This is a genomic window from Paenarthrobacter sp. NPDC089675, from assembly GCF_044749185.1.
In the GTDB taxonomy this organism is placed as follows: domain Bacteria; phylum Actinomycetota; class Actinomycetes; order Actinomycetales; family Micrococcaceae; genus Arthrobacter.
On record NZ_JBIVHM010000001.1, the window covers coordinates 189,711 to 209,714 of the forward strand.

General features: G+C 64.1%; 22 protein-coding genes and 1 tRNA gene. 14 read left to right on the plus strand and 9 right to left on the minus strand.

Translation table 11 applies throughout. From position 1 onward, the window contains the following. Positions 1–12: 12 nt before the first annotated feature. The 5 genes from galU (at position 13) to ACIPY2_RS00960 (ending at position 3,498) form a co-directional block, all read left to right on the plus strand. On the plus strand, positions 13–918 hold the full coding sequence (gene galU / locus ACIPY2_RS00940; protein ID WP_400264523.1) for a UTP--glucose-1-phosphate uridylyltransferase GalU: 906 nt from the start codon (positions 13–15) through the stop codon (positions 916–918). A 5-nt stretch (positions 919–923) separates the two neighbouring features. Continuing rightward, positions 924–1,550 (plus strand): GNAT family N-acetyltransferase, encoded by a 627-nt coding sequence (locus ACIPY2_RS00945; RefSeq protein ID WP_400264524.1) that lies wholly within the window; start codon positions 924–926, stop codon positions 1,548–1,550. Positions 1,551–1,702: 152 nt separating this feature from the next. Beyond that, positions 1,703–2,581 carry a hypothetical protein gene (locus ACIPY2_RS00950; RefSeq protein ID WP_400265084.1) on the plus strand — a complete coding sequence of 293 codons (879 nt, stop codon included), beginning with the start codon at positions 1,703–1,705 and terminating at the stop codon, positions 2,579–2,581. 6 nt (positions 2,582–2,587) lie between these two features. Beyond that, positions 2,588–3,388, plus strand: a complete 801-nt coding sequence (locus ACIPY2_RS00955) for an SDR family oxidoreductase (RefSeq protein WP_400264525.1) — start codon at positions 2,588–2,590, stop codon at positions 3,386–3,388. Positions 3,389–3,425: 37 nt separating this feature from the next. Then, positions 3,426–3,498 (plus strand) — tRNA-Ala (locus ACIPY2_RS00960). 126 nt (positions 3,499–3,624) lie between these two features. Here the strand turns inward: ACIPY2_RS00960 and ACIPY2_RS00965 are convergent. Together ACIPY2_RS00965 and ACIPY2_RS00970 are read right to left on the minus strand one after the other, a co-directional pair. Beyond that, positions 3,625–4,707 (minus strand): glycerophosphodiester phosphodiesterase, encoded by a 1,083-nt coding sequence (locus ACIPY2_RS00965; protein WP_400264526.1) that lies wholly within the window; start codon positions 4,705–4,707, stop codon positions 3,625–3,627. A gap of 60 nt (positions 4,708–4,767) precedes the next feature. Further along, on the minus strand, positions 4,768–6,465 hold the full coding sequence (locus ACIPY2_RS00970) for a phospholipase C (RefSeq protein ID WP_400264527.1): 1,698 nt from the start codon (positions 6,463–6,465) through the stop codon (positions 4,768–4,770). A gap of 146 nt (positions 6,466–6,611) precedes the next feature. Between ACIPY2_RS00970 and ACIPY2_RS00975 the strand changes: the two genes are divergently transcribed. From ACIPY2_RS00975 to ACIPY2_RS01005, 7 genes are all read left to right on the plus strand, one after another. Continuing rightward, positions 6,612–7,052, plus strand: coding sequence for a VOC family protein (locus ACIPY2_RS00975; RefSeq protein ID WP_400264528.1), 441 nt, complete (start codon positions 6,612–6,614; stop codon positions 7,050–7,052). A gap of 102 nt (positions 7,053–7,154) precedes the next feature. Then, positions 7,155–7,691 (plus strand): PadR family transcriptional regulator, encoded by a 537-nt coding sequence (locus ACIPY2_RS00980; protein WP_400264529.1) that lies wholly within the window; start codon positions 7,155–7,157, stop codon positions 7,689–7,691. A 5-nt stretch (positions 7,692–7,696) separates the two neighbouring features. Beyond that, positions 7,697–9,403: an ABC1 kinase family protein gene (locus ACIPY2_RS00985; RefSeq protein ID WP_400264530.1), complete on the plus strand. Its 1,707-nt coding sequence runs from the start codon at positions 7,697–7,699 to the stop codon at positions 9,401–9,403. 35 nt (positions 9,404–9,438) lie between these two features. After that, on the plus strand, positions 9,439–9,954 hold the full coding sequence (locus ACIPY2_RS00990) for a universal stress protein (RefSeq protein WP_400264531.1): 516 nt from the start codon (positions 9,439–9,441) through the stop codon (positions 9,952–9,954). Further along, complete coding sequence (locus tag ACIPY2_RS00995; RefSeq protein WP_400264532.1) at positions 9,951–10,430, plus strand: fluoride efflux transporter FluC; 480 nt, start codon at positions 9,951–9,953, stop codon at positions 10,428–10,430. Before ACIPY2_RS00990 ends, ACIPY2_RS00995 begins: the two co-directional genes overlap by 4 nt. Further along, the gene (gene crcB / locus ACIPY2_RS01000) at positions 10,427–10,798 is read left to right on the plus strand and encodes a fluoride efflux transporter CrcB (RefSeq protein ID WP_400264533.1); all 372 of its coding nucleotides are present in this window, start codon (positions 10,427–10,429) and stop codon (positions 10,796–10,798) included. The genes ACIPY2_RS00995 and crcB overlap by 4 nt, the downstream gene beginning before the upstream one ends. Positions 10,799–10,876: 78 nt before the next feature. Next, complete coding sequence (locus ACIPY2_RS01005; protein ID WP_400264534.1) at positions 10,877–11,407, plus strand: ferritin; 531 nt, start codon at positions 10,877–10,879, stop codon at positions 11,405–11,407. Positions 11,408–11,435: 28 nt separating this feature from the next. On the opposite strand, the gene zapE is transcribed toward ACIPY2_RS01005, so the two are convergent. From zapE to ACIPY2_RS01025, 4 genes are read right to left on the minus strand one after another with little or no spacing between them, the layout of a single operon-like run. Then, complete coding sequence (gene zapE / locus ACIPY2_RS01010) at positions 11,436–12,605, minus strand: cell division protein ZapE (protein WP_400264535.1); 1,170 nt, start codon at positions 12,603–12,605, stop codon at positions 11,436–11,438. Further along, complete coding sequence (gene corA, locus ACIPY2_RS01015) at positions 12,596–13,591, minus strand: magnesium/cobalt transporter CorA (RefSeq protein WP_400264536.1); 996 nt, start codon at positions 13,589–13,591, stop codon at positions 12,596–12,598. The genes zapE and corA overlap by 10 nt, the downstream gene beginning before the upstream one ends. 10 nt (positions 13,592–13,601) lie before the next feature. Beyond that, positions 13,602–14,027, minus strand: coding sequence for a DUF1761 domain-containing protein (locus tag ACIPY2_RS01020; RefSeq protein WP_400264537.1), 426 nt, complete (start codon positions 14,025–14,027; stop codon positions 13,602–13,604). A gap of 10 nt (positions 14,028–14,037) precedes the next feature. Continuing rightward, entirely contained in the window at positions 14,038–14,553 is a 516-nt protein-coding gene (locus ACIPY2_RS01025) for an Lrp/AsnC family transcriptional regulator (protein ID WP_400264538.1), read from the minus strand. A 171-nt stretch (positions 14,554–14,724) separates the two neighbouring features. Here ACIPY2_RS01025 and ACIPY2_RS01030 point away from each other — a divergent pair, with 171 nt between their 5' ends. Then, a complete protein-coding gene (locus ACIPY2_RS01030; RefSeq protein WP_400264539.1) occupies positions 14,725–15,960 on the plus strand; it encodes an MFS transporter in 1,236 nt (411 codons plus the stop codon). Positions 15,961–15,987: 27 nt separating this feature from the next. Here the strand turns inward: ACIPY2_RS01030 and ACIPY2_RS01035 are convergent, their stop codons facing one another. Both ACIPY2_RS01035 and ACIPY2_RS01040 read right to left on the minus strand, forming a co-directional pair. Beyond that, entirely contained in the window at positions 15,988–16,494 is a 507-nt protein-coding gene (locus ACIPY2_RS01035) for an Lrp/AsnC family transcriptional regulator (RefSeq protein WP_400264540.1), read from the minus strand. Positions 16,495–16,670: 176 nt separating this feature from the next. Further along, on the minus strand, positions 16,671–17,903 hold the full coding sequence (locus ACIPY2_RS01040; protein ID WP_400264541.1) for an MFS transporter: 1,233 nt from the start codon (positions 17,901–17,903) through the stop codon (positions 16,671–16,673). Between the two features lie 106 nt (positions 17,904–18,009). On the opposite strand from ACIPY2_RS01040, the gene ACIPY2_RS01045 reads away from it, so the two are divergent. Further along, entirely contained in the window at positions 18,010–18,984 is a 975-nt protein-coding gene (locus tag ACIPY2_RS01045; protein ID WP_400264542.1) for a LysR substrate-binding domain-containing protein, read from the plus strand. Here the strand turns inward: ACIPY2_RS01045 and ACIPY2_RS01050 are convergent. Then, positions 18,959–19,996 (minus strand): nitronate monooxygenase, encoded by a 1,038-nt coding sequence (locus tag ACIPY2_RS01050; protein ID WP_400264543.1) that lies wholly within the window; start codon positions 19,994–19,996, stop codon positions 18,959–18,961. The genes ACIPY2_RS01045 and ACIPY2_RS01050 overlap by 26 nt on opposite strands. Positions 19,997–20,004 lie beyond the last annotated feature (8 nt).

Sequence of the window (20,004 nt, forward strand, 5' to 3'; positions counted from 1 at the left end):
TACATTAGTCCGGTGACCCACCATAACAATGCCGTCCGTAAGGCCGTTATCCCCGCAGCGGGTCTTGGCACCCGATTCCTTCCCGCCACCAAGGCGATGCCGAAGGAGATGCTGCCCGTGGTTGACAAGCCAGCCATCCAGTATGTGGTCGAAGAAGCCGTGAAAGTAGGCTTGCACGACGTCCTGATGATCACCGGCCGCAGCAAGCGCGCCTTGGAGGATCACTTCGACCGCGTGCCGGCCCTCGAAGCAACCCTCGCCGAAAAGGGCGACACCACCAAGCTTGAGGCCATCCAGTCGGCCACGAACCTCGGCGACATCCACTACGTCCGCCAAGGTGATCCGAATGGCCTGGGCCACGCTGTGCTCCGTGCGAAGCAGCACGTTGGCCACGAACCCTTCGCTGTGCTCCTGGGCGATGACCTCATCGATCCCAAGGACGACCTCCTCAGCGAAATGATCGCCGTGCAGCAGAAGACCGGCGGATCCGTTGTTGCCCTCATCGAGGTGGAACCATCCAAGATCAGCGCCTACGGTTGCGCTGACGTGGAAGAGAACGGGGAAGAAGGCTACGTCCGTATCAAGCAGTTGGTTGAGAAGCCGTCCCCGGACGAAGCTCCCTCCAACCTCGCTGTCATTGGCCGTTATGTCCTCCACCCGGCCGTATTCGATGTCCTGGAGAAGACGGCTCCGGGCCGTGGCGGTGAAATCCAGCTGACCGATGCCCTTGAGGTGCTGGCTCGCGGAGAAGGCGAAGGCTATGGCGTTTACGGCGTGGTATTCCGTGGCCGCCGCTACGATACCGGCGACAAACTCAGCTATCTGAAGGCCTGCATCGAACTGGCCTGCGAGCGTGAGGACCTGGGCCCCGAGCTTCGCGAGTGGCTGCCGGACTTCACGGCTTCCCTCCCCAAGTAACTCCGGTGTACGGCTCTGCGATCTGGCCGGTGACGCTGGAAAGCGGAGACTTGGTGCTCCGGCCCATCCGTTACCGCGACAAGCGGGAATGGTCCGAGGTCCGTTCGCGGAACAGCGAATGGCTTGCGCCTTGGGAGGCGTCCAACCCTGCCCCGGGTGGGCGCCTTCCCAGCTACCGGCAGATGGTGGCATCCCTTAACGAGCAAGCCCGGCAATCCACTGCACTGCCCTTTCTCATCACTGAATGGACTCCCGGGTTCCGGGAACCGCGCATCGTTGGCCAGTTGACGGTGTCATCGATCGTCTGGGGTTCGGCCATGATGGCCACCCTTGGCTATTGGGTGGACAAGAGTCGGGCAGGGCATGGAATCGCTCCCACCGCGGTGGCCATGGCCACTGACCACTGTTTCCGGACACTTGGCCTGCACAGGATGGAAATCAATATCCGCCCTGAAAACGGTCCCAGCCTCCGGGTGGTGGAAAAGCTTGGATTCAGGGATGAGGGCTACCGCCAAAGGTACCTGCACATCAACGGTGAATGGGCGGATCACAGGTCCTTCGCCCTGACATCGGAGGAAGTGCCGCAGGGGTTGTTGCAGAGTTGGCTCGGGGGACGAACGGGCAGGTCATAGCGGCTTTTCAAGATCGGGACCAATCATTTGGGGACTCGCGGGCGACACACCGTGGGTAATGCCACGGCACCTGATGATTTGCTTCTACGGTTTTGAATGTGGACTTCCCTCTCAGCAGCTCGGTGATACTCGTTGTCACTGTCGCGCTCTGGATGGTGTGGGTGGCGCCGTACGTTCTCCGGAACAGGCGGCAACAAGTCCAAACGGCCACAGTGCCGGGAGACGCATTCGACGACGAACCCGACCAAACGCAGCCAGGGGTGGTACTGACATTGGCACCTCAGCAGGAGAAACCGATGGAGACCATGCAGAGCAAAGCACAGGCGTCCACCCAAGAGTCCCGCGTGGTTGAGACGTCTGTGCCCAAGCCCTCCGCGGGTACGCCTTTCACCATCCGCTACGCCCGGCTGACGCTCGCGCTGTCCGGTCTGGCGCTGTTGCTGACGGCCATCATCTCCGGTGTGCTCCGGCTTTTCGGCAGCGGGTCCGTCTGGCTTCCCTTGGTCTCATTAATCGGTGCCGTGATCGCCGTCGTCGTTCTTCGAAAGCTTGCCTTGCGGGACCTCCGTGAGCGCCGCGCCCGCCGTGCCGCGCAAGCAGCTCCGATCCCTACTCCGGCCCGCTACTTGCCCAAGGAACCAGCCGCCGAAGCCAAGGAGACTCCTGTTTTCGATGCCGAGGCTGCCTCCGGAGAGGCTGCGAGGCTGTCTGCCGCTGAACTTCGGCAGGCTGCCCTTGCGGTGGCCCTTGCCGCGGGAGATACCTCGGCCCAGGTCGCCGGCAAGGAAGAAAGCACTCCTTGGCAGCCGGTGGAAGTTCCCAAGCCCACGTATGTGGGTGCGGCGAAGGCGAACCGCCCGGCACCGCAGCCTTTGGACCTTCCTGAGGCACCCAAGCCGGTAGGCAAACCCGTCCTCAAGCAGGGGGCCGAACAGGCAGAGGCAGCAGCTGCTGCCAAGACCCGCACGCCCGCTAAGGGGCAGAGCGCACTCAGTAATCTGGACGACGTCCTCCAGCGTCGGCGCGCCTAGCCTGGCGTGGCGGTCTTCTGCGTTGCCGGCGGCACGGGCCAAGTGGGCCGAGAAGTGGTCCGGCTTGCCCTGCTGGACGGACACACGGTCAAAGTCCTCAGCCGCCATGTGCCTCGTCCAGGGTCGAAAAAGCACCACGACGGCGCCACTTACTTCCCCGGCGACGTCACCACAAGCGAGGGGCTGGCAGCAGCGGTAGCGGGTGCCGACGTCGTGATTGACTGCCTGGAGGGGCAGTTCGGCAAGGCCAGAAAGCTATTTGCCGACGGCGGTGCCCGCCTCCTCACCGCGGCACGCAGCGCCGGGGTCCCGAAGGCGGTGCTGCTGTCCATCATCAACTGTGACCAGAGCCGTTTCTCCTACTACGTTTCCAAGGCTGAAAAGGAACGTATTTACGCGTCGTCGGAGCTGGAAACCGTGGTGGTGCGGGCAACACAGTTCCACAGCCTTCTTGACATGCTTTTTGGCACCGGGGCCCGTGCACGCCTGATTCCCGTCTTCCGTGGCGTGCGGTTCCAGACCATCTCGCCGGCAGATGCGGCCCTTGCCGTGCTGGAAGAAGCTGTGGCACCGCCATCTTCGGAGCGCCACAGGGTGTTGACGCAGGGCGGCCCCGAGGTGCTTGGCATGCGGGAGATGGCGCAGTCCTGGAAGGCAGAAACGGGCGCCCGTGGTGCGGTAGTCGAAGTCCCGTTCCCGGGCTCGATGGGCCGCTACCTGCGGTCCGGTCTCAACCGGGCGCCTGAACAGAGGTATGGCACGGAGACGTTCGTGTCGTGGTTGGAAAAGAGCAGGAAAACTTTATAGCCTAGGGGCACTGGCCGAGCCGCGCAGGCACGGTCCGGGGGCTATAGCTCAGTTGGTAGAGCGCTTCGTTCGCATCGAAGAGGTCAGGAGTTCGAATCTCCTTAGCTCCACATAATCTCCTCGGGCAGGAATGCCCAGGAACACGGAAAAGGCGCGCGCATTGGCTGGGCGCGCCTTTTCTTTACCCTGTCAGCACTCGGAACCGTCCCAGTGCTTGAGGGCGTTCCTGACGGGGATTACTTCCCGGCAGACGCGCCCGGTTCCAGGGTGTATTGCTTGGGAAGCTTCAAGGACCGTTCCGCCATGACCTCGCGCAGCTTGTCCGGGTAGTCGGTGATGACGCCGTCCACGCCGTCGTCCATGAGCTTGCGCATCGTTGGCTTGTCGTCCACGGTCCATGGGATGACCTGCATGCCCTTGGCGTGGGCGCGGGTCACCATGTCGGCGTTTACGTAGGGGACGTAGCCGGGGTCCGTGACGGTGCCGTTTTGCGGCGTGCCGTGGACGGGGGAGATGGCGTCGAAGCCGAGGGAGGCCGCGGCGTCCACGAGGTCCCCGCCGAAGTCGTCCGCGTCGATGCCGCCGAGCCAGGGCGACTTGCCCGGCTGTCCGGCCTGGAGGAAGTCCTTGTTGGTCAGGGCCACGGTGCGGATGCCCGGCTGGCGTTCCTTCACCAGGCGCAGCGAGCCCCAGTCGAAGCTTTCGATGGAGACGCGTTCTGCCATGTGCGCTTTGTTGATTTCGCGCAGGGCCACCTCGACGAATTGTTCGCGCGGGGCGGTCTCCTCGGGTGCGCCGGCTTCGACCTTGGTTTCGATGTTGAATTTGACCTGGCTGGCCCGGTAGCGGTTGGCGAGGTCGAACACTTCGGCGAGGGTGGGCATCTTAGCGCCGGGGGAGGCCTGCTGTCCGGGGAACTGGGGCAGCGTCTGGGAGCCGCAGTCCAGGCTGCGGACCTGGTCGAAGGTGAGGTCCTTGATGTACTTACCCACGTACGGGTAGGACGGGTCGCCCGGGGTGACGGGGGCAGTGTCCTTGCACTTCTGGCCGCTGATCTTGCGGTCGTGGGTGATGACCTCGCGGCCGTCCTTGGTGATCTGGAGGTCCATCTCCAGGGTGGATACGCCGGTCTCGATGCCCTTGGCGAAGGAGGCCAGGGTTGATTCGACGGCGAGGCCGATGCCGCCGCGGTGGGCCTGCAGGTCGAAGTGGTTCTCGGTGCCGTTGGGGTTGGTATCGGCGGCGTGGGCCGGGAGGGTTGTTCCCAGGGCGAGGCCGGCGGTGATCGCAGCCGCGGTCAGCAGCTTTGTGTACTTCATGGGTTCTCCAAGGTAATTGTTCGATGGTTGGAACTTGTGGTGCTGGACAACGGGAGTTGCTTAGTTTCCGTTGTTGCTGTGTCCGTTGTGGGTGATCGAGGCGACGGCCCCGGTCTGCTCACTGAGCAGGATTTGGTCATTGCGTGCGTGGTGGAAATTGAACATGGCATTCATGGACCCGGCTGCGGCATCAGCCGAGGCGTCGCCGATGGTGCCGGTGTGCCAGTTGTCCTCGATGAAGCGAAGGATCGAGGCCTGGTCGGTCTCGTTGTGGTCCACGAAGTTCTTCTTCGAGTACGGGGAGATGACCACCAGCGGCTGGCGCGGGCCGGGCCCGCACCGGTCGGCGTATCCGCCGGCCACGGGAGTGCCGGCGGCGGCCGCGTTCTGGCACCAGGCGGCGTCGTCGGGGCTGTTGGAGGCGTTCTTCACCTTGGCGGCGACGTGGTCGTACCAACCGTCAGAGTCGTCGTAGGCAAGGACAATGGCGGTGTCCTCCCAGTTTTTCGACTGCTGGATCTCGTTGACCGTCTTGGTGATGAAGTTCTGCTCATCCACCGGGTCCGAGTAGGCGGCGTGTCCGTCCTGGTAGTTGGAAGCCTTCAGGAAGGAAACGGCGGGCATGTTGTCGCTGTTGACCACCTTGTTGAAGTCGGTCAGGTCGTACTGGTGGTTGGCCTGGCCGTTGTGGCCGATTTCCGCGTCGTTCGCCGGGGCCAGATGGTGCGGGTTGGCGGTGGAGGCGTAGTACTGGAAGGGCTGGTGGTGCGGGTTGTAGTCCGTGCTGGTGACGCCGGCGACGTTGTTGTGCGCGCTGGTGCAGGCGGCCGGGGTCGTCGCGGTTGCCGCGGTGGTGGGGGTGAATCCGCCCTGGAACCAGCCCCAGGACACACCCTTGTCGTTGAGCAGGTCGCCGATGTTCCTGCCGGTCATGCCGGCGAGGTTGTTGGCCTTGGCATGGCTGTTGTTGGAGCAGTCGTCGTAGACCGGGTCGGGGTCGTTGATCATGGTGCCGACGCCGTTGGCGTCCGGGACGCGGACCGTGTAGTCACTGGTGGTGGGTTTCACCGGTTGGCCGGCGGACGTGAATTCCTTGACGCCATGGGTCTGGCCGGAAACCAGGTTCAGCGCACCCGGGGTCGATGGCCCGAAGACCGTGCTGAAGTGGTTGTCGCTCATGGCGTAGTTCTGTGCGTAATTCCAGATCCCGGTGACCGTGTTGCCGTCGTAGTAGTCCATTGTCAGCCCGGGGCGCCCGTACTGGTTCGGCGCACATGCGTCCTTGCTGGTGAACTCCACGAACTTGTCCATCAAACCGCCGTCGTACGCCTTCTGCTCAGCGGTGTACTCGTGGTCCTGGTCGCAGGTGACCGCCTGCATCGGGGACAGGCGCGCAGGCTGGACCGAGTTCGGGTTGTTGGGTGCCAGCAGCCCCGCGTTGGCGAGGGTGTTGATGTCCTTGGGGGTGTCCTCGGACGCCTTGAAGGCCGCAGCGGCAGTGCCGGTACCCTGCTGGACCTCGCCCGGGGTGTTGGCCGCGTTCGGGTACGTGCCGAAGTAATGGTCGAAGGAGACGTTCTCCTGGAAAAGCACCACTACATGCTTGATCGGCGTAGCGGTGTTTCCCTCGGCGCCCACTGCCGTAGCGGGGGCGGCGCCGAAGCCTGCCAGCCCAACAGTCAGGGCTGAAGCAGCGAGAGCGGCCGCGCCTGTGGCAGCGGCCACGCGTTTGCGGGTAAAGGGTGCCTGAGAAGGCATGGGTATCCAATCGTTGGGGTGTGGATATGGGTTTGCCGTTGGGGATCTTCAACGGGTTCTGAAGTTACCGACTGGTAATTAACCAAAAGTGGCGGTCCGGTGAACGGCGGCTGTCGGTGCGGGGCGGCCTCGGCTAGCCTTGCCCCATGTCCTTCGTAAAGCGCTTTGACCATGTAGGCATCACCGTGGCCGACCTGGATCGTGCCATTGCCTTCTTTGAAAGCCTCGGCCTGCAAGTCGAGGGCAGGATGCACATGGAGGGTGGCTTCGTGGACACGGTGATCGGCATTCCCGACTCCCGCAGCGAAATCGCCACCCTGCGGGCACCTGATGGAGGCACCGGCGTCGAGTTGTCCAGCTTCACCCATCCGGACCATCAGGAGGGCTCGCCTGCAGCCATGTCCACGGAACTTGGCCTTCGCAATATCGCGTTTGAGGTCAATGACCTGGATGCTGCGCTGGAACGCTTGGCGGCGGATGGGTATGGGCTGGTGGGCGGCGTGGGCCAGTATGAAAACATCTGGCGGATGACCTACGTGCGCGGTCCCGAGGGAATCATCGTAGCGCTGGCCCAGCGGATCGACTGAAAGCCGTGGATCGACTGAAAAAGCACCCATTGTCGCCGAGCTGCGGCAGGTATATCGTTGGCTATCGTTCAGTATCGTTCGCGATCTTCCGAGGTGGGCAAAATGCGTGATTCATTCCCTGCAAGCGGGTTCATCGGAAACAATCTTGACGGCATGTGGCAGGCCGTGGAGGACTTCAGGTCCAGGTTCGAGAAACGCACCGGAACCCGCGCGGGCCGGGGCGAATTGCGCACAGCCATCCTGGCTTTGCTCGCCGAACGTCCCATGCACGGCTACCAGATCATCCGGGAAATCGAGGAGCGCAGCAACGGCAGCTGGAAGCCGAGCGCCGGATCTGTCTATCCCACGTTGCAATTGCTGGCTGACGAAGGATTCGTGGCTGCCGAGGAATCCAACGGCAGGAAGATCTACTCCTTGACAGAAGCCGGCCAGGAAGACGTTGCCGGTGCCGAGACATCCACCCTCTGGAACTCCTCGGATACCGGACGCGGGTTTTCCGCGTTGCCCAAGGCGGGCATTGAGCTGGCCCAGGCCGCAGCGCAAGTGGGTCGGTCCGGCACGCCGAAGCAAGTCCAGGATGCAGTTGCAGTGCTCGAAGAGGCCCGGCGCCGGATCTACACGATCCTCGCCCAGGACTAAAACGGGTGGCGTCGGTATGGGGAGGCCGGACAGCCGATGGGGCTGGCCCGGGGGATACCCGTGCCCGCTACCGACGCATTCTGCGCTTTGCCGCCTGGCACCTGGCCGTGACCTGGTGGTTCGAGCTGATGTTGCCGCGATTGGGCCTGCGCAGGATCTCTGACCGTAACCGGGCCCAGCGCATGCGCCACTTTGCACGGAGGTTCCATGCGCTGGCGGTGCAGCTAGGTGGCCTCATGATCAAAGTGGGCCAGTTCATGTCCTCCAGGCTGGACGTGCTGCCACCGGAGATTACGGCCGAGCTGGAGGGCCTCCAGGACGAGGTGCCTCCCGTTCCTTTCCATGCCATTAAGGCGTTGGCCGAACAGGAATTGGGTGCTCCCCTGGAAGCCGTGTTCGCCTCGGTTGACGAGTCGCCTATTGCCGCGGCCTCGCTGGGCCAGGCCCACAGGGCCAGGTTGTTGCCTCTGGACCAGGAAGAGACCGGGCTCGCGGGCGTTGTTTTCAAGGTGCAGCGCCCGGGCATCGACAAGATCGTCGATGTCGACTTGGCTGCGCTGCGCAAGGTTGGCGGCTGGCTGAACCGCATCCGCGTCGTAGCCCACCGTGCCGACGTCCCTGCGCTAATCAAGGAGTTCTCCCAGACCAGCCTTGAGGAGATCGACTACCTGAACGAGGCAGCGAATTCCGAGCGGTTCGCCGCCGACTTCGACGGTGACCGGAGGGTGGCCGTACCCGCCGTCGTCTGGGAGCGGACCAGCCGCCGGGTGCTGACCCTCGAAGATGTCACGGCCATCAAGATCACCGATGCCGGGGCCCTCCGGCAGGCCGGCATCGACCCTTCCCAGGTGGCCCCGGTGTTTGCCTCGGTCATGTTCGATCAACTTTTCACGAACGGGTTCTTCCACGCGGACCCGCATCCCGGGAACATTTTTGTCACCCCCACGGCTGATCCTGCGGCTGGGCATCCGTGGAAGCTGACCTTTATCGATTTTGGAATGATGGGAGAGGTTCCGCCCAAGACGCGCAGCGGGCTTCGCAAGCTACTGGTAGCGGCGGCAGCGAGGGATGGCAAAGGCTTGGTATCGGCAATCAACGACGTCGGCGTGCTGGTGCCGTCGGCGGACACCCGGAAGCTGGAACGTGCCATGACCCAGCTTTTCGCCCGGTTCGGCGGGATGGGCTTTGCTGAGCTGCGGGAAGTTGATCCCCGCGAGTTCCGCGATTTTGCGGTGGAGTTCGGGGACGTTGTCCGGTCCCTGCCTTTCCAGCTGCCCGAGAATTTCCTGCTCATCATTCGCGCCATGTCCCTGACTTCAGGCGTGTGCAGTTCCCTGGATCCCAAATTCAATCTGTGGGACTCGGTTGAGCCTTATGCTGCGCGGTTGCTCCGCGACGAGCGCGGCAACATGGCCAAGGACATCGCCGCCCAAGCCCTTGATGCCGCGACCCTTGCGGTGGGCCTTCCCAAACGCCTGGACGCTGTTCTCAGCAGGATCGACGACGGGTCCTTCGAAGCGGCGGACCCCAGGTTGGAACGTCAAATAGCGCGGCTTGTCCGGACAGGGCAGCGCGCAGTCGCCGCGCTCGTCTTCGGTGCGTTGCTGGTTGCCGGGGCGTTGGTCCGGCAGGACGATCTTGTGCTGAGCAACGTCCTGATGATTGCCTCCGTGGTGCCGCTGCTCGTCGGGTTGCGGCCGCGGCGCCGCTAGCGGGAACACGTGGGACGGCAACGTAGACTTGCCGTGTGACTGAGAGCCCCGCATATCACCGCGAAGAGACACGGATACTGCAGGGTCCTGTCCTGGTGGGCGTCGCTCCAGGCCAACGTGCGGTGGTGCTCGATCAGGCTGCCGCCCTCGCCTCGGCCGCAATGCTGCCGCTGGTCTGTGCCTTTGTGGACGTCACTGTCTATCCCGTTGACGGAACCACTGGTGGGCAGATGGCGCCAATTGATCCCGACGGCGTGGACGAGGACGCGGAACTTATTCCTCGTTCCTTGCAGGATGCGGTCTCCTCGCAATTGCAAAACAAGGGCATTGACTGGTCCCTCGTCCCGCTCGCGGGTGAACCCGCCCATGCCTTGGCGAGGCACGGAGCGGAGATCGGCGCGTCCTTGATTGTGGTCGGTGCCAGGGAACAGAAACTGGGTTCGGCCATCAAGGAGCTGACCGGTGGGTCAGTGGCCAGGCAGTTGCTGCACCGTCAGGACCGCCCGGTGCTGGTTGTGCCTGTGGATCCCCGGGTGCCGGACGAGCAATGACACCTGGAGACATCAAGCGTCCGGTCCATCTGCACTGGCGTTTCATTGGTCTCGTGGCCTTTGGCGGCGTCTTCGGAGCCCTGGCCCGCTACGGGTTGGGGCTGGCCATTCCCGCGCCGGACGCTTGGCCACTTCCCACCTTGATCATCAACCTCACCGGCGCTTTAGCCCTCGGAGCCCTGCTTGAGGGGCTTTCCAGAAGGGGGCCCGACACCGGCCGGCGCAGGGTTCTTCGCCTTGCCTTGGGCACGGGCTTCCTGGGTGCTTACACGACCTACAGCACGCTCGCTTTGGATGCCGTCCACCTGATCATGGCGGGCACCGTGCCGGGCTTTGCCTGGTATTTGGTGCTCAGCCTCTTCGGCGGGGCTGCGGCAACGACCACCGGTATCTGGCTCGGTGCGTGGCAGCACCGCAGGACTTCCATGGCCGACGCCGGCGCCGCACCAAGGCGTGATTCCAGGGGCGCCCGATGACGGTTCTCTTGCTGGCCCTTGCAGGCGGGTTGGGAGCCGCAACCCGGTTCGTGATCGACGGCCTCATCCGGGGCCGTTTCCGGACAGCAATCCCGTGGGCCACCATCACGATCAACGTTTCGGGTTCCCTGCTGCTCGGCTTCATTGGGGGCTTGGTGATGCGTGGGCATGCACCCGATTCCCTGCAGCTGATTCTGGGGTCAGGTTTCCTTGGGGGCTATACGACGTTCAGCACGGCGAGCCTGGAGACCATCAGGCTGGTCCAAAGCGGTCGCACCGGGCTCGCCGTGCTCAACGGGGTGGGTTCATTGGTCCTCAGCGTGGCTGCTGCCGCTGCCGGCGTCGGCATGGCCGGGCTCCTGCCCTGAACAAACAGCGGCTGAAGTGAACAACGACTTTCAAGCGCACAAGGGGTCGTCGCGGGTCCTGTCGGTAGGATCAGTGCCATGGCAAAGAAGACATTCAATGAGCTGTTGTCCGCCCAGGTCGCCAACGAGTTCGCGGCCTCCCAGCAATACATTGCAGTGGCCGTCTATTTCGACGGCGAAGACCTTCCCCAGCTTGCCCGGCACTTTTACCGCCAGTCCCTTGAAGAGCGGAACCACGCAATGATGATGGTCCAGTACATGCTGGACCGCAACGTGCATGTGGAGATTCCGGGTATCGGACCGGTCCGCAACAACTTCAGCAACGCCCGGGAACCCATTGAACTGGCCCTTGAACAGGAGAAAGAAGTTACCCGGAACATCGAGGAGATGTTCCGTGCCGCCCGGGCGGAGGGGGACGCCCTGGGCGAACAGTTCATGCTGTGGTTCCTCAAGGAACAGGTGGAGGAAGTGGCTTCGATGACTACTCTCCTCAACATCACCGAACGTGCGGAGAACCTCTTTGACATCGAGAACTACGTAGCCCGCGAAACTGTGGGCGATGGCGGCGTCGACGCCGGTGCCCCCTCAGCTGCAGGCGGCGCAATCTAAGCAGTTGCTTGGCGCACGCCGCCGGAGATCAGCTTCCGGCGGCGTCGTTGCCGCTGACAGCGCCGCCCTCTGAACGGCCAAGCAAGGAAAGCCGGCTCGCGATGCGTGCCAGGTCTGCGGGCTGGGCGCGGGCCGCACCGGCTTCATCCCAGTCCAAGGGTCCTTCGCCGATCAGGAACAGCCGCCTGTCTTGGTCGTGGAGTACATCCACGGCATTGCTGAAGCGTTGCCAGGCGGCCGCGGCCGAAGGATCTGAGTTGCCCGGAGAGGGCACGTCGTCCACCACCCACGTCTCGAAACCGGAGGCCAGGGCGAGGTAATCCGCGGTTGAGGTCAGTCCCTCGCACAGGGCAGCGAAACTGACCCAGAGCACGTCCGGATCGGAGTTCTTGACGACGATCGGCTGCGTGGTGGGTGTGATGATCCGGGCCGTGCCCGCAGGCGGCCGGAAGAGCCCCAGCTTGCCCAACTGGCTCGCAGTGCCGGGGGTGATGATGCGCCCGGAGCTGAAAGTCCCGGGCACCGCACCCGGTTTGGAACCTGCTGGAGGAAAGCGCCTGAAGTCCGTGGGTCCGCCGACCTCCACGATGTCCATCATGGACTTGATGGCCTGGATGGTGGGCAGGAAATGGTCGTGCCAGAGAGGATTGGGCAGGAGCTCGTCCGGAGCATAGTTGGAGGTCACGACCAGCGGCACACCATGCCGGGCGGCAGATTGCAGCAGTCGCGCAATGAACATGCCGTCCCCGACGTCGTGCACGTGGAACTCGTCGAAAAAGAGCACATCCACGTCGGCCAGGAGCGCATCGACAGACTGTTGGATGGCACTTGCATTGCCGTGGGCGAGCGGCGCATGCGCGCCTCGGTGCAGTGACCGGAAGAAGTCGTGGAAATGCACCCGACGCGTCCGAACGTGGAGCCGGTCATGGAAGCTGTCCATCAGCCAGGTTTTCCCGCGTCCCACAGGGCCGTGCAGGTAGATGCTCCTGGGCGGGCGCGGGGACAACCGGCGCGCCCGACGGCGGTGTGTCACCTCGGCGCCGAACCCCGCCAGCCGCTCGGCTGCCTCGCGCTGACCGGGCCCGAGGACGAAACCCGAGCTGCCGGCGTCGTGCTCAATGCCTGCCAGCAGGCCGGCACTGGTGCGCCGGACATCCTGCGCGCCGCTGCGACCGGGAAAGGCCGGCGTCACAACCATCCTTTGCGTTTGAAGATCAGGTACATGAGCAAAGCAGCGCCCACCATGAATCCAACCGCCATGGGATAGCCGAACTCCCAGTGCAGTTCGGGCATGAAATCGAAGTTCATCCCGTATACCCCGGCCACAAAGGAAGGGGCGAAGAAGATGGCCGCCCAGGAGGAGATTTTCTTCACCTGCTCGTTCTGCGCGGCGCTTGCCTCGTTCTGCCGGTTGGCCGTCAAGGTGCCATCCAGGGTGAGTGCGTTCTGCAAGAGGTCCCGGAAAGAGTTGGCCCGGGAAATCAAGTGTTTGACGTGGTCCTCAACGTCGCGGAGGGATCTTTGCAGTTCGATGTCCACGCCGTACTTTTCGAACCCCTTCTCGAGGAGCGTCATCATTTCGGGAAGGGGGTGGATGGCCCGCTGGAACTGGATGACTTCGCGGGCGAGTTCGTAGATCCTTCGGGAAACTGTGCTGTCACCGCTGAAGAGCTGGTCTTCGATCTCGTCGATGTCGTTTTCCAGTCCTGCCACCACAGGGGCGTAGTCGTCCACCACCTGGTCCAGCAGGGCGTAAAGGACGGCCTCCGGTCCGTGCCTCAAGAGGTCCGGACGGTCTTCAAGCCGGTGCCGTACGCGGGCGACGCCCGGGGTCTCCGCGTGCCGGATAGTCACCACAAAGTTGGGGCCGGTGAACACGTGGAGTTCGCCGAACTCCACGGTCTCGGACTCGTCCAGGTACCTGGCGGGCCGGAGGACCGTGAAGAGGCTGTGGTCGTAGCGCTCCAGCTTGGGCCGCTGGTGCGCTGAAACTGCGTCTTCCACAGCGAGTTCGTGCAGGCCGAATTCCTCCGCGACTCCGGCCATTTCTTCCTGCGTGGGCCGGTACAGTCCGATCCAGGCCATGCCCCCATGCTTTGAGAGCGTCTCGAAGGTCTGCTCCAGGCTTTCGGGGGTGGCAGTGCGTACGCCGTCCACATACACGGCGTTGTCAATGATGGTCACCAGCAGAACGCTACTGCATGGCCCCGATGATTGCCCCGGCGATTGCCAGGGCAACGACGTCGTGGCCCGAGTCGATCACGGTAACTGCGCTTGGACGCCCCGCGAAGCCGTTGTGGATGACATGGCCGCCTGCCCGGAACACGACGGCGACGATCAGCCCGAAGAGGGCTCCCGACCACCAGGTATCCAACTCCAGGGCGCTGGCAAGCACGGCAAGGAGCACACTGGTCAACGCGGAGGCAAGCATCATGGGGACCCAGATGCCGGGTCCGCCGTCGATGTTCTTGAGGTCCTCCTCGGTCTTGCCGATGGCCTGCATCCAACGGCGTCCGAGGACCGCCGGCATGTACCAAAGGAATCCCACCACCATGCTGGAGACGAACGCGAGCAGCACGGCGAGCCAGTTGACCTGGGCCAGGTGTGAAAGCCAATCCATGCTGAAAAGCCTAGGCGCCCTCGGCGGTGTTCGGCCGGTCCTGTTTGCCGCGTGTTGGGGTGTTTGCCATTCGGCCGATCAGGGGCTCCGTGCGATACGGAATGTGGGTATGCAGGGCCAGCACCGTTTCGGTGCGGATGACGCCCTTGGTGCGAAGGACGGAGCGGAGCGCCGACTGCAGGTTGTGGGTGTCCGTGGCTACCACCCGGCACCAGAGGTCTCCGCGCCCGGAGATCTCGTGGACTTCCAGAACCTGGGGAATGAGCCTCAATGCTCCGATAACACCGTCGAGTTCGCGGTGCGTCACCTCGATGGTGACAAAAGCGACGACGTCGTAGCCCACCTTCTCCAGGTCCACCTCCCGGCCGGCGGCCTGCAGCACGCCGGAACGCAGGAGCCGCTTGACCCTGCTTTGGGCGGTGTTGCGTGCGATACCCAGGGAGTCGCTGAGTTCGGCGATCTGTGCGCGCGGGTCCTTGATGAGCTCCAGCAGGATCCGCAGGTCCAAGGGGTCGAGGGTGTTCAAATGATCACTCCTGGTCACTCTGATGCAGCTTGTTTGAGTCTTTCGCTCAATCTTCTCACTCCAGTTCAACTTTGAGATCAGTTCTACGGCATTCTGTTGCCACAGATCACTTGGCCGCACCTGCCCGACCCACAAGGAACCGGGGGTTCGGCCCTCATGCGAAGGCAACAAATGACTGTCTTAAGCGAACTCCGCATGCGCCCGGCCACCGCAGGGCGCTGGGGATGGGATGCAGGTACCACGGCGAGGCTTGTCCTGGCGGGGGTGGTCATCTTCACCCTGTTGGTGGGGGCCAACCTTGCCACGCCGTTGTACCCGTTGCTGCAGGCCCGTTTGGGCTTGTCCTCCTTGGACGTCACCATTGCCTTCTCGAGCTACGTCCTTGCCCTGGTTGCCGTGCTCCTGGTGGCAGGTCACTGGTCGGACCACATAGGCCGGCGGGCGGCCCTGGTGCTGGCCGTGCTGGTGGGCCTGCTCGGGGGAGTGGTTTTTGCGAACGCCGACTCGCTGATGATGCTCTCTGCAGGCCGGGCGCTGCAGGGCGTAGCAGTGGGGCTGGCCACCGGCGCGAGCTCCGCGGCGCTGCGGGAATTGCTGCCAAAGCGGCCGGACTGGGCCTCCCGCTTCACGCTGCTGTCCTCAGCGGGCGGCGTGGCTGCCGGGCCGGTCATTGGAGGGCTTCTCTCCCTGCTACCTGACCCGACGAGGACGCCGTACTACGTGCATGCCGCCGTGCTCGTGGCTGCCCTCGTTCCTTTGTGGCTTCTGAAGGCGCGGCCGGCCATTGCTCCGGCACCCGGAAAGCCGGCCTTCAAGGTACTCGCGCCCAGGCGCCCAGCGGTGTCACGCGATGCCCGGGGAGCTTTCTGGATGGCGTCCTCGGTAGGTTTTTTGAGCTTCGCAGTCTTTGGTTTTTGCCTGTCACTGGCACCGGGATATTTCGCGGGAGTGGTCCACGCCGATTCCCGTCCCTTGATTGGATTGCTGGCCGGGATCACCCTGGGCGCGTCGGCTTTGAGTCAACTGGTGGGCGTACGCGGCAAGTACGCCGTTCCCGCTGCGCTCGCCGTATTGGGAGTCTCGGTTGTGCTGGTGGGACTGGCGGCCGCCTGGTCCAGTCCGCTCCTCCTGGTGGTGGCCAGCATCGCAGCAGGAGGGGGACAAGGCATCGCTTTCAGGCAGGTTTTCAACGAGGTGGCCGGCAAAGTTGAGGCTTCCCGCCATGCCCAGGTGATCAGCACCGTCTACGTCATCACGTATCTGGGGAGTGCAGTTCCGGTGATCGGACTGGGCTTCGCAGTCTCGGCAATCGGCTTGCAGGCCGCCGTCGCCTGCTTCACCACCGCATGCGGCGCAGCGGCACTGGCGCTTGCCGTGGTTTCACTGAGGAGGAGCCGCCGCGCCTGAGGCCGCCGCGGACAACCGGACGCCGCCTTAGTCGGGAAGCGGTCCCCGGTTGCCAGGGATGTGCTGGAAGACCATGGTCGTTTCCGTGTGGCCCACCACGGGGTCCGTAGCCAGGTTGTCGAGCAGCCAGTTGCGCAGGTCATCCGTATTGGCGACGGCGATATGCAGCAGGTAGTCCACGGAACCGGTGGTGTGGAACGTGGAGATCACGGCAGGCAGCTTGGGAACCCTGGCCGTGAAGCGGTCGATCTGGTCGCGGTCGTGGGCCCGCAGCCGGACTGCGATGAGGGCTTGGACCGAGCGGCCGATTGCGGGCAGGCTCAGAACCGCTTCGAAGCCCTCGATGATTCCGCGTTCGGACAGTGCCCGGGTCCGCATCAGCGCGGTGGACGGGGCAATCCCAACCAACTCCGCGAGTTGCTTGTTGGAGATGCGGGCATCGTCCACGAGTGCGGCAAGGATCCGTTCGTCAATCGCGTCCAACGGCTCGGCCTGTCCCGAAATGGATCGAATATTCTTCGCAGTGCTGCTCACGGATCCTCCTGAAATTGCAGTCCGTCCATCATAACGGTGAATTCCCTGCGGCTCCTTGGTGCATGGGCGGCTCTATCTGGTGCCGGTGCATGCCTTCAGCAGTTCGAGTGAGGACATTACCCGCGGGGCGTGCGAGCTGTGCCATGCCAATGATTGTAGGCGCCCCCGCGCCGGATTCAGCGGGGAACGGTCGCCCTTCCGTGGACGAGGGCGGTGACGGCCGCCGTCGTGATTCCCAAAGCGATAACCCCCATAGCCAAAGCCGCCCATCCGAAGGACTGGAAGGCGAGGCCGCCCGCCCAACCGATGACGCTCGAACCCAGGTAGTAGGACAAGTTGTACAGCGAAGCGGCTTGGGCCCTGCCCTCAGTGGCGATGGCTCCTGTCCAGCCCGAACCTACGCTGTGGGCGGCGAAGAAGCCGCCCGTGAAGATCACCAACCCAGCAAGCGTGGCAGTCATGTTGTCCGGCAGCGTGAGTGCAAGCCCGGCGGCCATCACCATTATTCCGGCCAGCAGCACGTTCCGGCGTCCGAACCGGGTGGTTAGTCCGGCAGCCCACCGGGACGTGACGGTTCCGGAAAGATAGGCGAGGAAGATCAAGCTGACCAGCGTGGCAGGCAGGGCGAAAGGTTCAGCGTGGAGCCTGAAGCCAAGGTAGTTGTAAACCGCTACGAACCCGCCCATGAGCAGGAATGCCTGCAGGTAGAGGGAAAACAACTTGGGATTGGCCGCGTGTCCACGCAGCGTGCGCCATGCTCCCCGGAGTCCCTGGGCGGGAGTCGGCTTGAAGCGGCGCTGTCGGGGCACGAGCACCAGGAACATGACGGCGGAGACCGTGGCCAGGAGTGATACGGCCAGCGTTGCGGCCCGCCAGCCCCAGAGTTCTCCGGCAGGTCCCGCCACCAGCCGACCGGCGAGTCCGCCCAAGGTTGTTCCAGCCACGTAGCTGCCGGCCGCCAGCGCTGTGTGGATCCTGGTGACTTCCTCGTTGAGGTAGGCGATGGCAATGGCGGGGATGCCGCCCAACGCCATCCCTTCCAGGGTTCGTAGTCCCAGCAGCACCGGGACGGTTGGCGCCAGCGGGACCAGGAGGCCCAGGGCCGTTGCCGCGCCGATGCCGAACGCCATGGCGCGGACCCGGCCGATGCGGTCTGCAACGAACGACCACGGCAGGACTGTTACCGCCAGGCCGACTGTAGCCAACGAGATGCTTAGCGCAGCTTCGGCGGCGGAGATGCGGAGGTCGGCGGCCATGAGGGGAAGGACGGCCTGGGTGGAATACAACTGGGCGAACGTAGCGACTCCGGCCAGGGCGAGCGCCGCCAGGATCCGCCGGTATCCGTTGGAGCCCTTGGCATGGCCGTCCCACGTGACGTCCTCGGCTACGGCTATCTGCGCTTTGCTCACCGGAACACGCTACGTCCGCTGCCATCCATGGTTCCAATGCATGATTTGCTATTAACCAATGCGTTCATGCATCAATCAGGCGGGCCGGCGCCACTAAGGAGTATTTATGGAACCCGACCACCAGCAGCTGGTGCAGCTCTTGCCGCTCCTGCCGGTTCTGGCCGAGCTCGGGCGGACGGAGCACATGACTGCGACGGCGGAAATACTTGGCGTACCGCAATCCACGGTGAGTCGGGCCGTAGCCAGGGCCAGCTCAATCGTTGGAATGGATCTGCTGGTGCGGGACGGGAGGGGTATCCGGCTGACCCACGCCGCGAAGACGCTCCTGCCCTATATCGAGGCAGCCTTGGAGGACTTCCAAGCCGGGCTGGACAGGGTGCGCCACGAGTCGGACGTGGTGCGGGGGAGGATCGCCGTGTCCTTCCAGCACACCTTCGGGGAAGCAACCTTGCCGTTGCTGATCAGCGCATTCCGGGGTCGGCACCCGAACACTGTGTTTGAACTCCGCCAAGGACCACGGGACGACTGCCTGGCGGAATTGGCCAGGGGTGAGGCCGACTTTGCCCTCACAGCGCCGATCGCCCCTGAAAGCAAGGGAATCCGGTCCTTTGCGTTGTACCGTGAACCCCTCCGTGCGGTCCTCCACTACCGGCATCCGCTGGCGGGCCGCAGACGCATAGGGCTCACGGAGTTGCGGCACGAACCCTATGTCACCCTTCCGGAGGGGGTTGGCCTTCGCGCGCTGGGGGAAGCCTTGCTCAGGGAGGCCGGCTTCCGCCCAAGGATCGCGTTTGAAGTCCAGGAATCCACCACCGTCCGTGGCTTGGTGTCGGCGGGCCTGGGCTACAGCATCCTGCCTCCCGCCGGGCCTGGTTCGGGCACGGGCCAGTTCCTCCCGGAAGCAGAATTGGGACTCGTGGAAATCCCCATCGAATCCGAGCTGGCCTTTCGGCAGATCGGCATGGCCTGGCGGGAACGCAGCTTCGAACCGGACGCCGTGCAGCGCTTCCGCGAACTGGTGGTTACTGAGGGCGAGGACTTGTTGGCCGAACTGGTCAGAGCCCGCTCAGGAAATCCCTGACGACGTCCGCCGCCGGTCCTGTACGGGCCGACTGCCAGGACGTGCCGGCCCACAGGTTCAGGCCCTGGGCGTCGCCGGCTGCTGACGCCGCGGCCCGGATGGGTGCCGTGAGGTGATGGATCGCCGGGTAGCCTTCGGGCGCATCCGCGTGGTCCAGCACAAACTCATTGACCAAGGACCTGGCCCACCGGCCCGTGAAGGCCCTGGTCATCGCTGTGTCAGTGAAATGCGGGTCACCGAGGGCATCCTTATGCGCTTGCCGTGCACCGCTTTCGTCAGTTCGGACCAGCGCCGTACCCACTTGGGCGGCGGATGCCCCGGCAGTGAGTACTTGCTTGAGCGCGTTGCCGTCACCGACCGCTCCCGCCGCGATGAGTGGAAGGTCGACGGCGGCACGCACCCGGGCGACGAGGTCCGCCGTCGTACCTTCAGTCCCCATTCCTGGCCCCGCGGCGCCCGTGGGCAGGAATGCCGCCGAGTGGGCACCGGCGGAGCTGTGCTGGACGACCAGTGCGTCAGGGCCCTGTTCCGCAGCCGCGCGGGCTTCCTCGACGCTGGTTACGCTGGCCAGCACCACGCTTCCAGCTTTTTGCAGTGCTTTGATGACCGATGCGCCGGCCAGGCCAAAGGCGAAGCTGACGAATTCCACGGGGTCGGCGAGGAGGGCATCGATTTTCCCTTGCCAGGCGTCGTCGTCATCCAGGCGCAGGGGAGGCACCTCCACGCCAAACCGTGCTGCTTCGCTTCCCAGTTCCGCCCGGTAGGCCTCAAGCGCGGCCCTGGCTTCCGGGCCGGGATTGAGCTGGGCCGGATCCGGGACGAACACGTTCATCCCGAACCGCAGGCCTGCCGACCGGGCCGCGGCGATCTCCGCAGCCATGGCCTCCGTGGCCTTGTACCCCGCAGCGAGGAAACCCAGGCCGCCGCCATCCTGCACCGCCCGTACCAAGGCGGTGGTGGAAGTGCCTCCTGCCATGGGCGCAGCTATGAACGGGCTATCAAACAAGGACATGCGGTTCC

Bases quoted from the DNA above. Each gene is read 5' to 3' on its own strand.
- ACIPY2_RS00950 (WP_400265084.1), top strand. From the start codon at position 1,703: ATGGTGTGGGTGGCGCCGTACGTTCTCCGGAACAGGCGGCAACAAGTC.
- ACIPY2_RS00965 (WP_400264526.1), bottom strand. From the start codon at position 4,707: ATGAAGTACACAAAGCTGCTGACCGCGGCTGCGATCACCGCCGGCCTC.
- ACIPY2_RS00970 (WP_400264527.1), bottom strand. From the start codon at position 6,465: ATGCCTTCTCAGGCACCCTTTACCCGCAAACGCGTGGCCGCTGCCACA.
- ACIPY2_RS00975 (WP_400264528.1), top strand. From the start codon at position 6,612: ATGTCCTTCGTAAAGCGCTTTGACCATGTAGGCATCACCGTGGCCGAC.
- ACIPY2_RS00980 (WP_400264529.1), top strand. From the start codon at position 7,155: ATGCGTGATTCATTCCCTGCAAGCGGGTTCATCGGAAACAATCTTGAC.
- ACIPY2_RS00995 (WP_400264532.1), top strand. From the start codon at position 9,951: ATGACACCTGGAGACATCAAGCGTCCGGTCCATCTGCACTGGCGTTTC.
- crcB (WP_400264533.1), top strand. From the start codon at position 10,427: ATGACGGTTCTCTTGCTGGCCCTTGCAGGCGGGTTGGGAGCCGCAACC.
- ACIPY2_RS01005 (WP_400264534.1), top strand. From the start codon at position 10,877: ATGGCAAAGAAGACATTCAATGAGCTGTTGTCCGCCCAGGTCGCCAAC.
- zapE (WP_400264535.1), bottom strand. From the start codon at position 12,605: ATGGTTGTGACGCCGGCCTTTCCCGGTCGCAGCGGCGCGCAGGATGTC.
- ACIPY2_RS01020 (WP_400264537.1), bottom strand. From the start codon at position 14,027: ATGGATTGGCTTTCACACCTGGCCCAGGTCAACTGGCTCGCCGTGCTG.
- ACIPY2_RS01030 (WP_400264539.1), top strand. From the start codon at position 14,725: ATGACTGTCTTAAGCGAACTCCGCATGCGCCCGGCCACCGCAGGGCGC.
- ACIPY2_RS01045 (WP_400264542.1), top strand. From the start codon at position 18,010: ATGGAACCCGACCACCAGCAGCTGGTGCAGCTCTTGCCGCTCCTGCCG.
- ACIPY2_RS01050 (WP_400264543.1), bottom strand. From the start codon at position 19,996: ATGTCCTTGTTTGATAGCCCGTTCATAGCTGCGCCCATGGCAGGAGGC.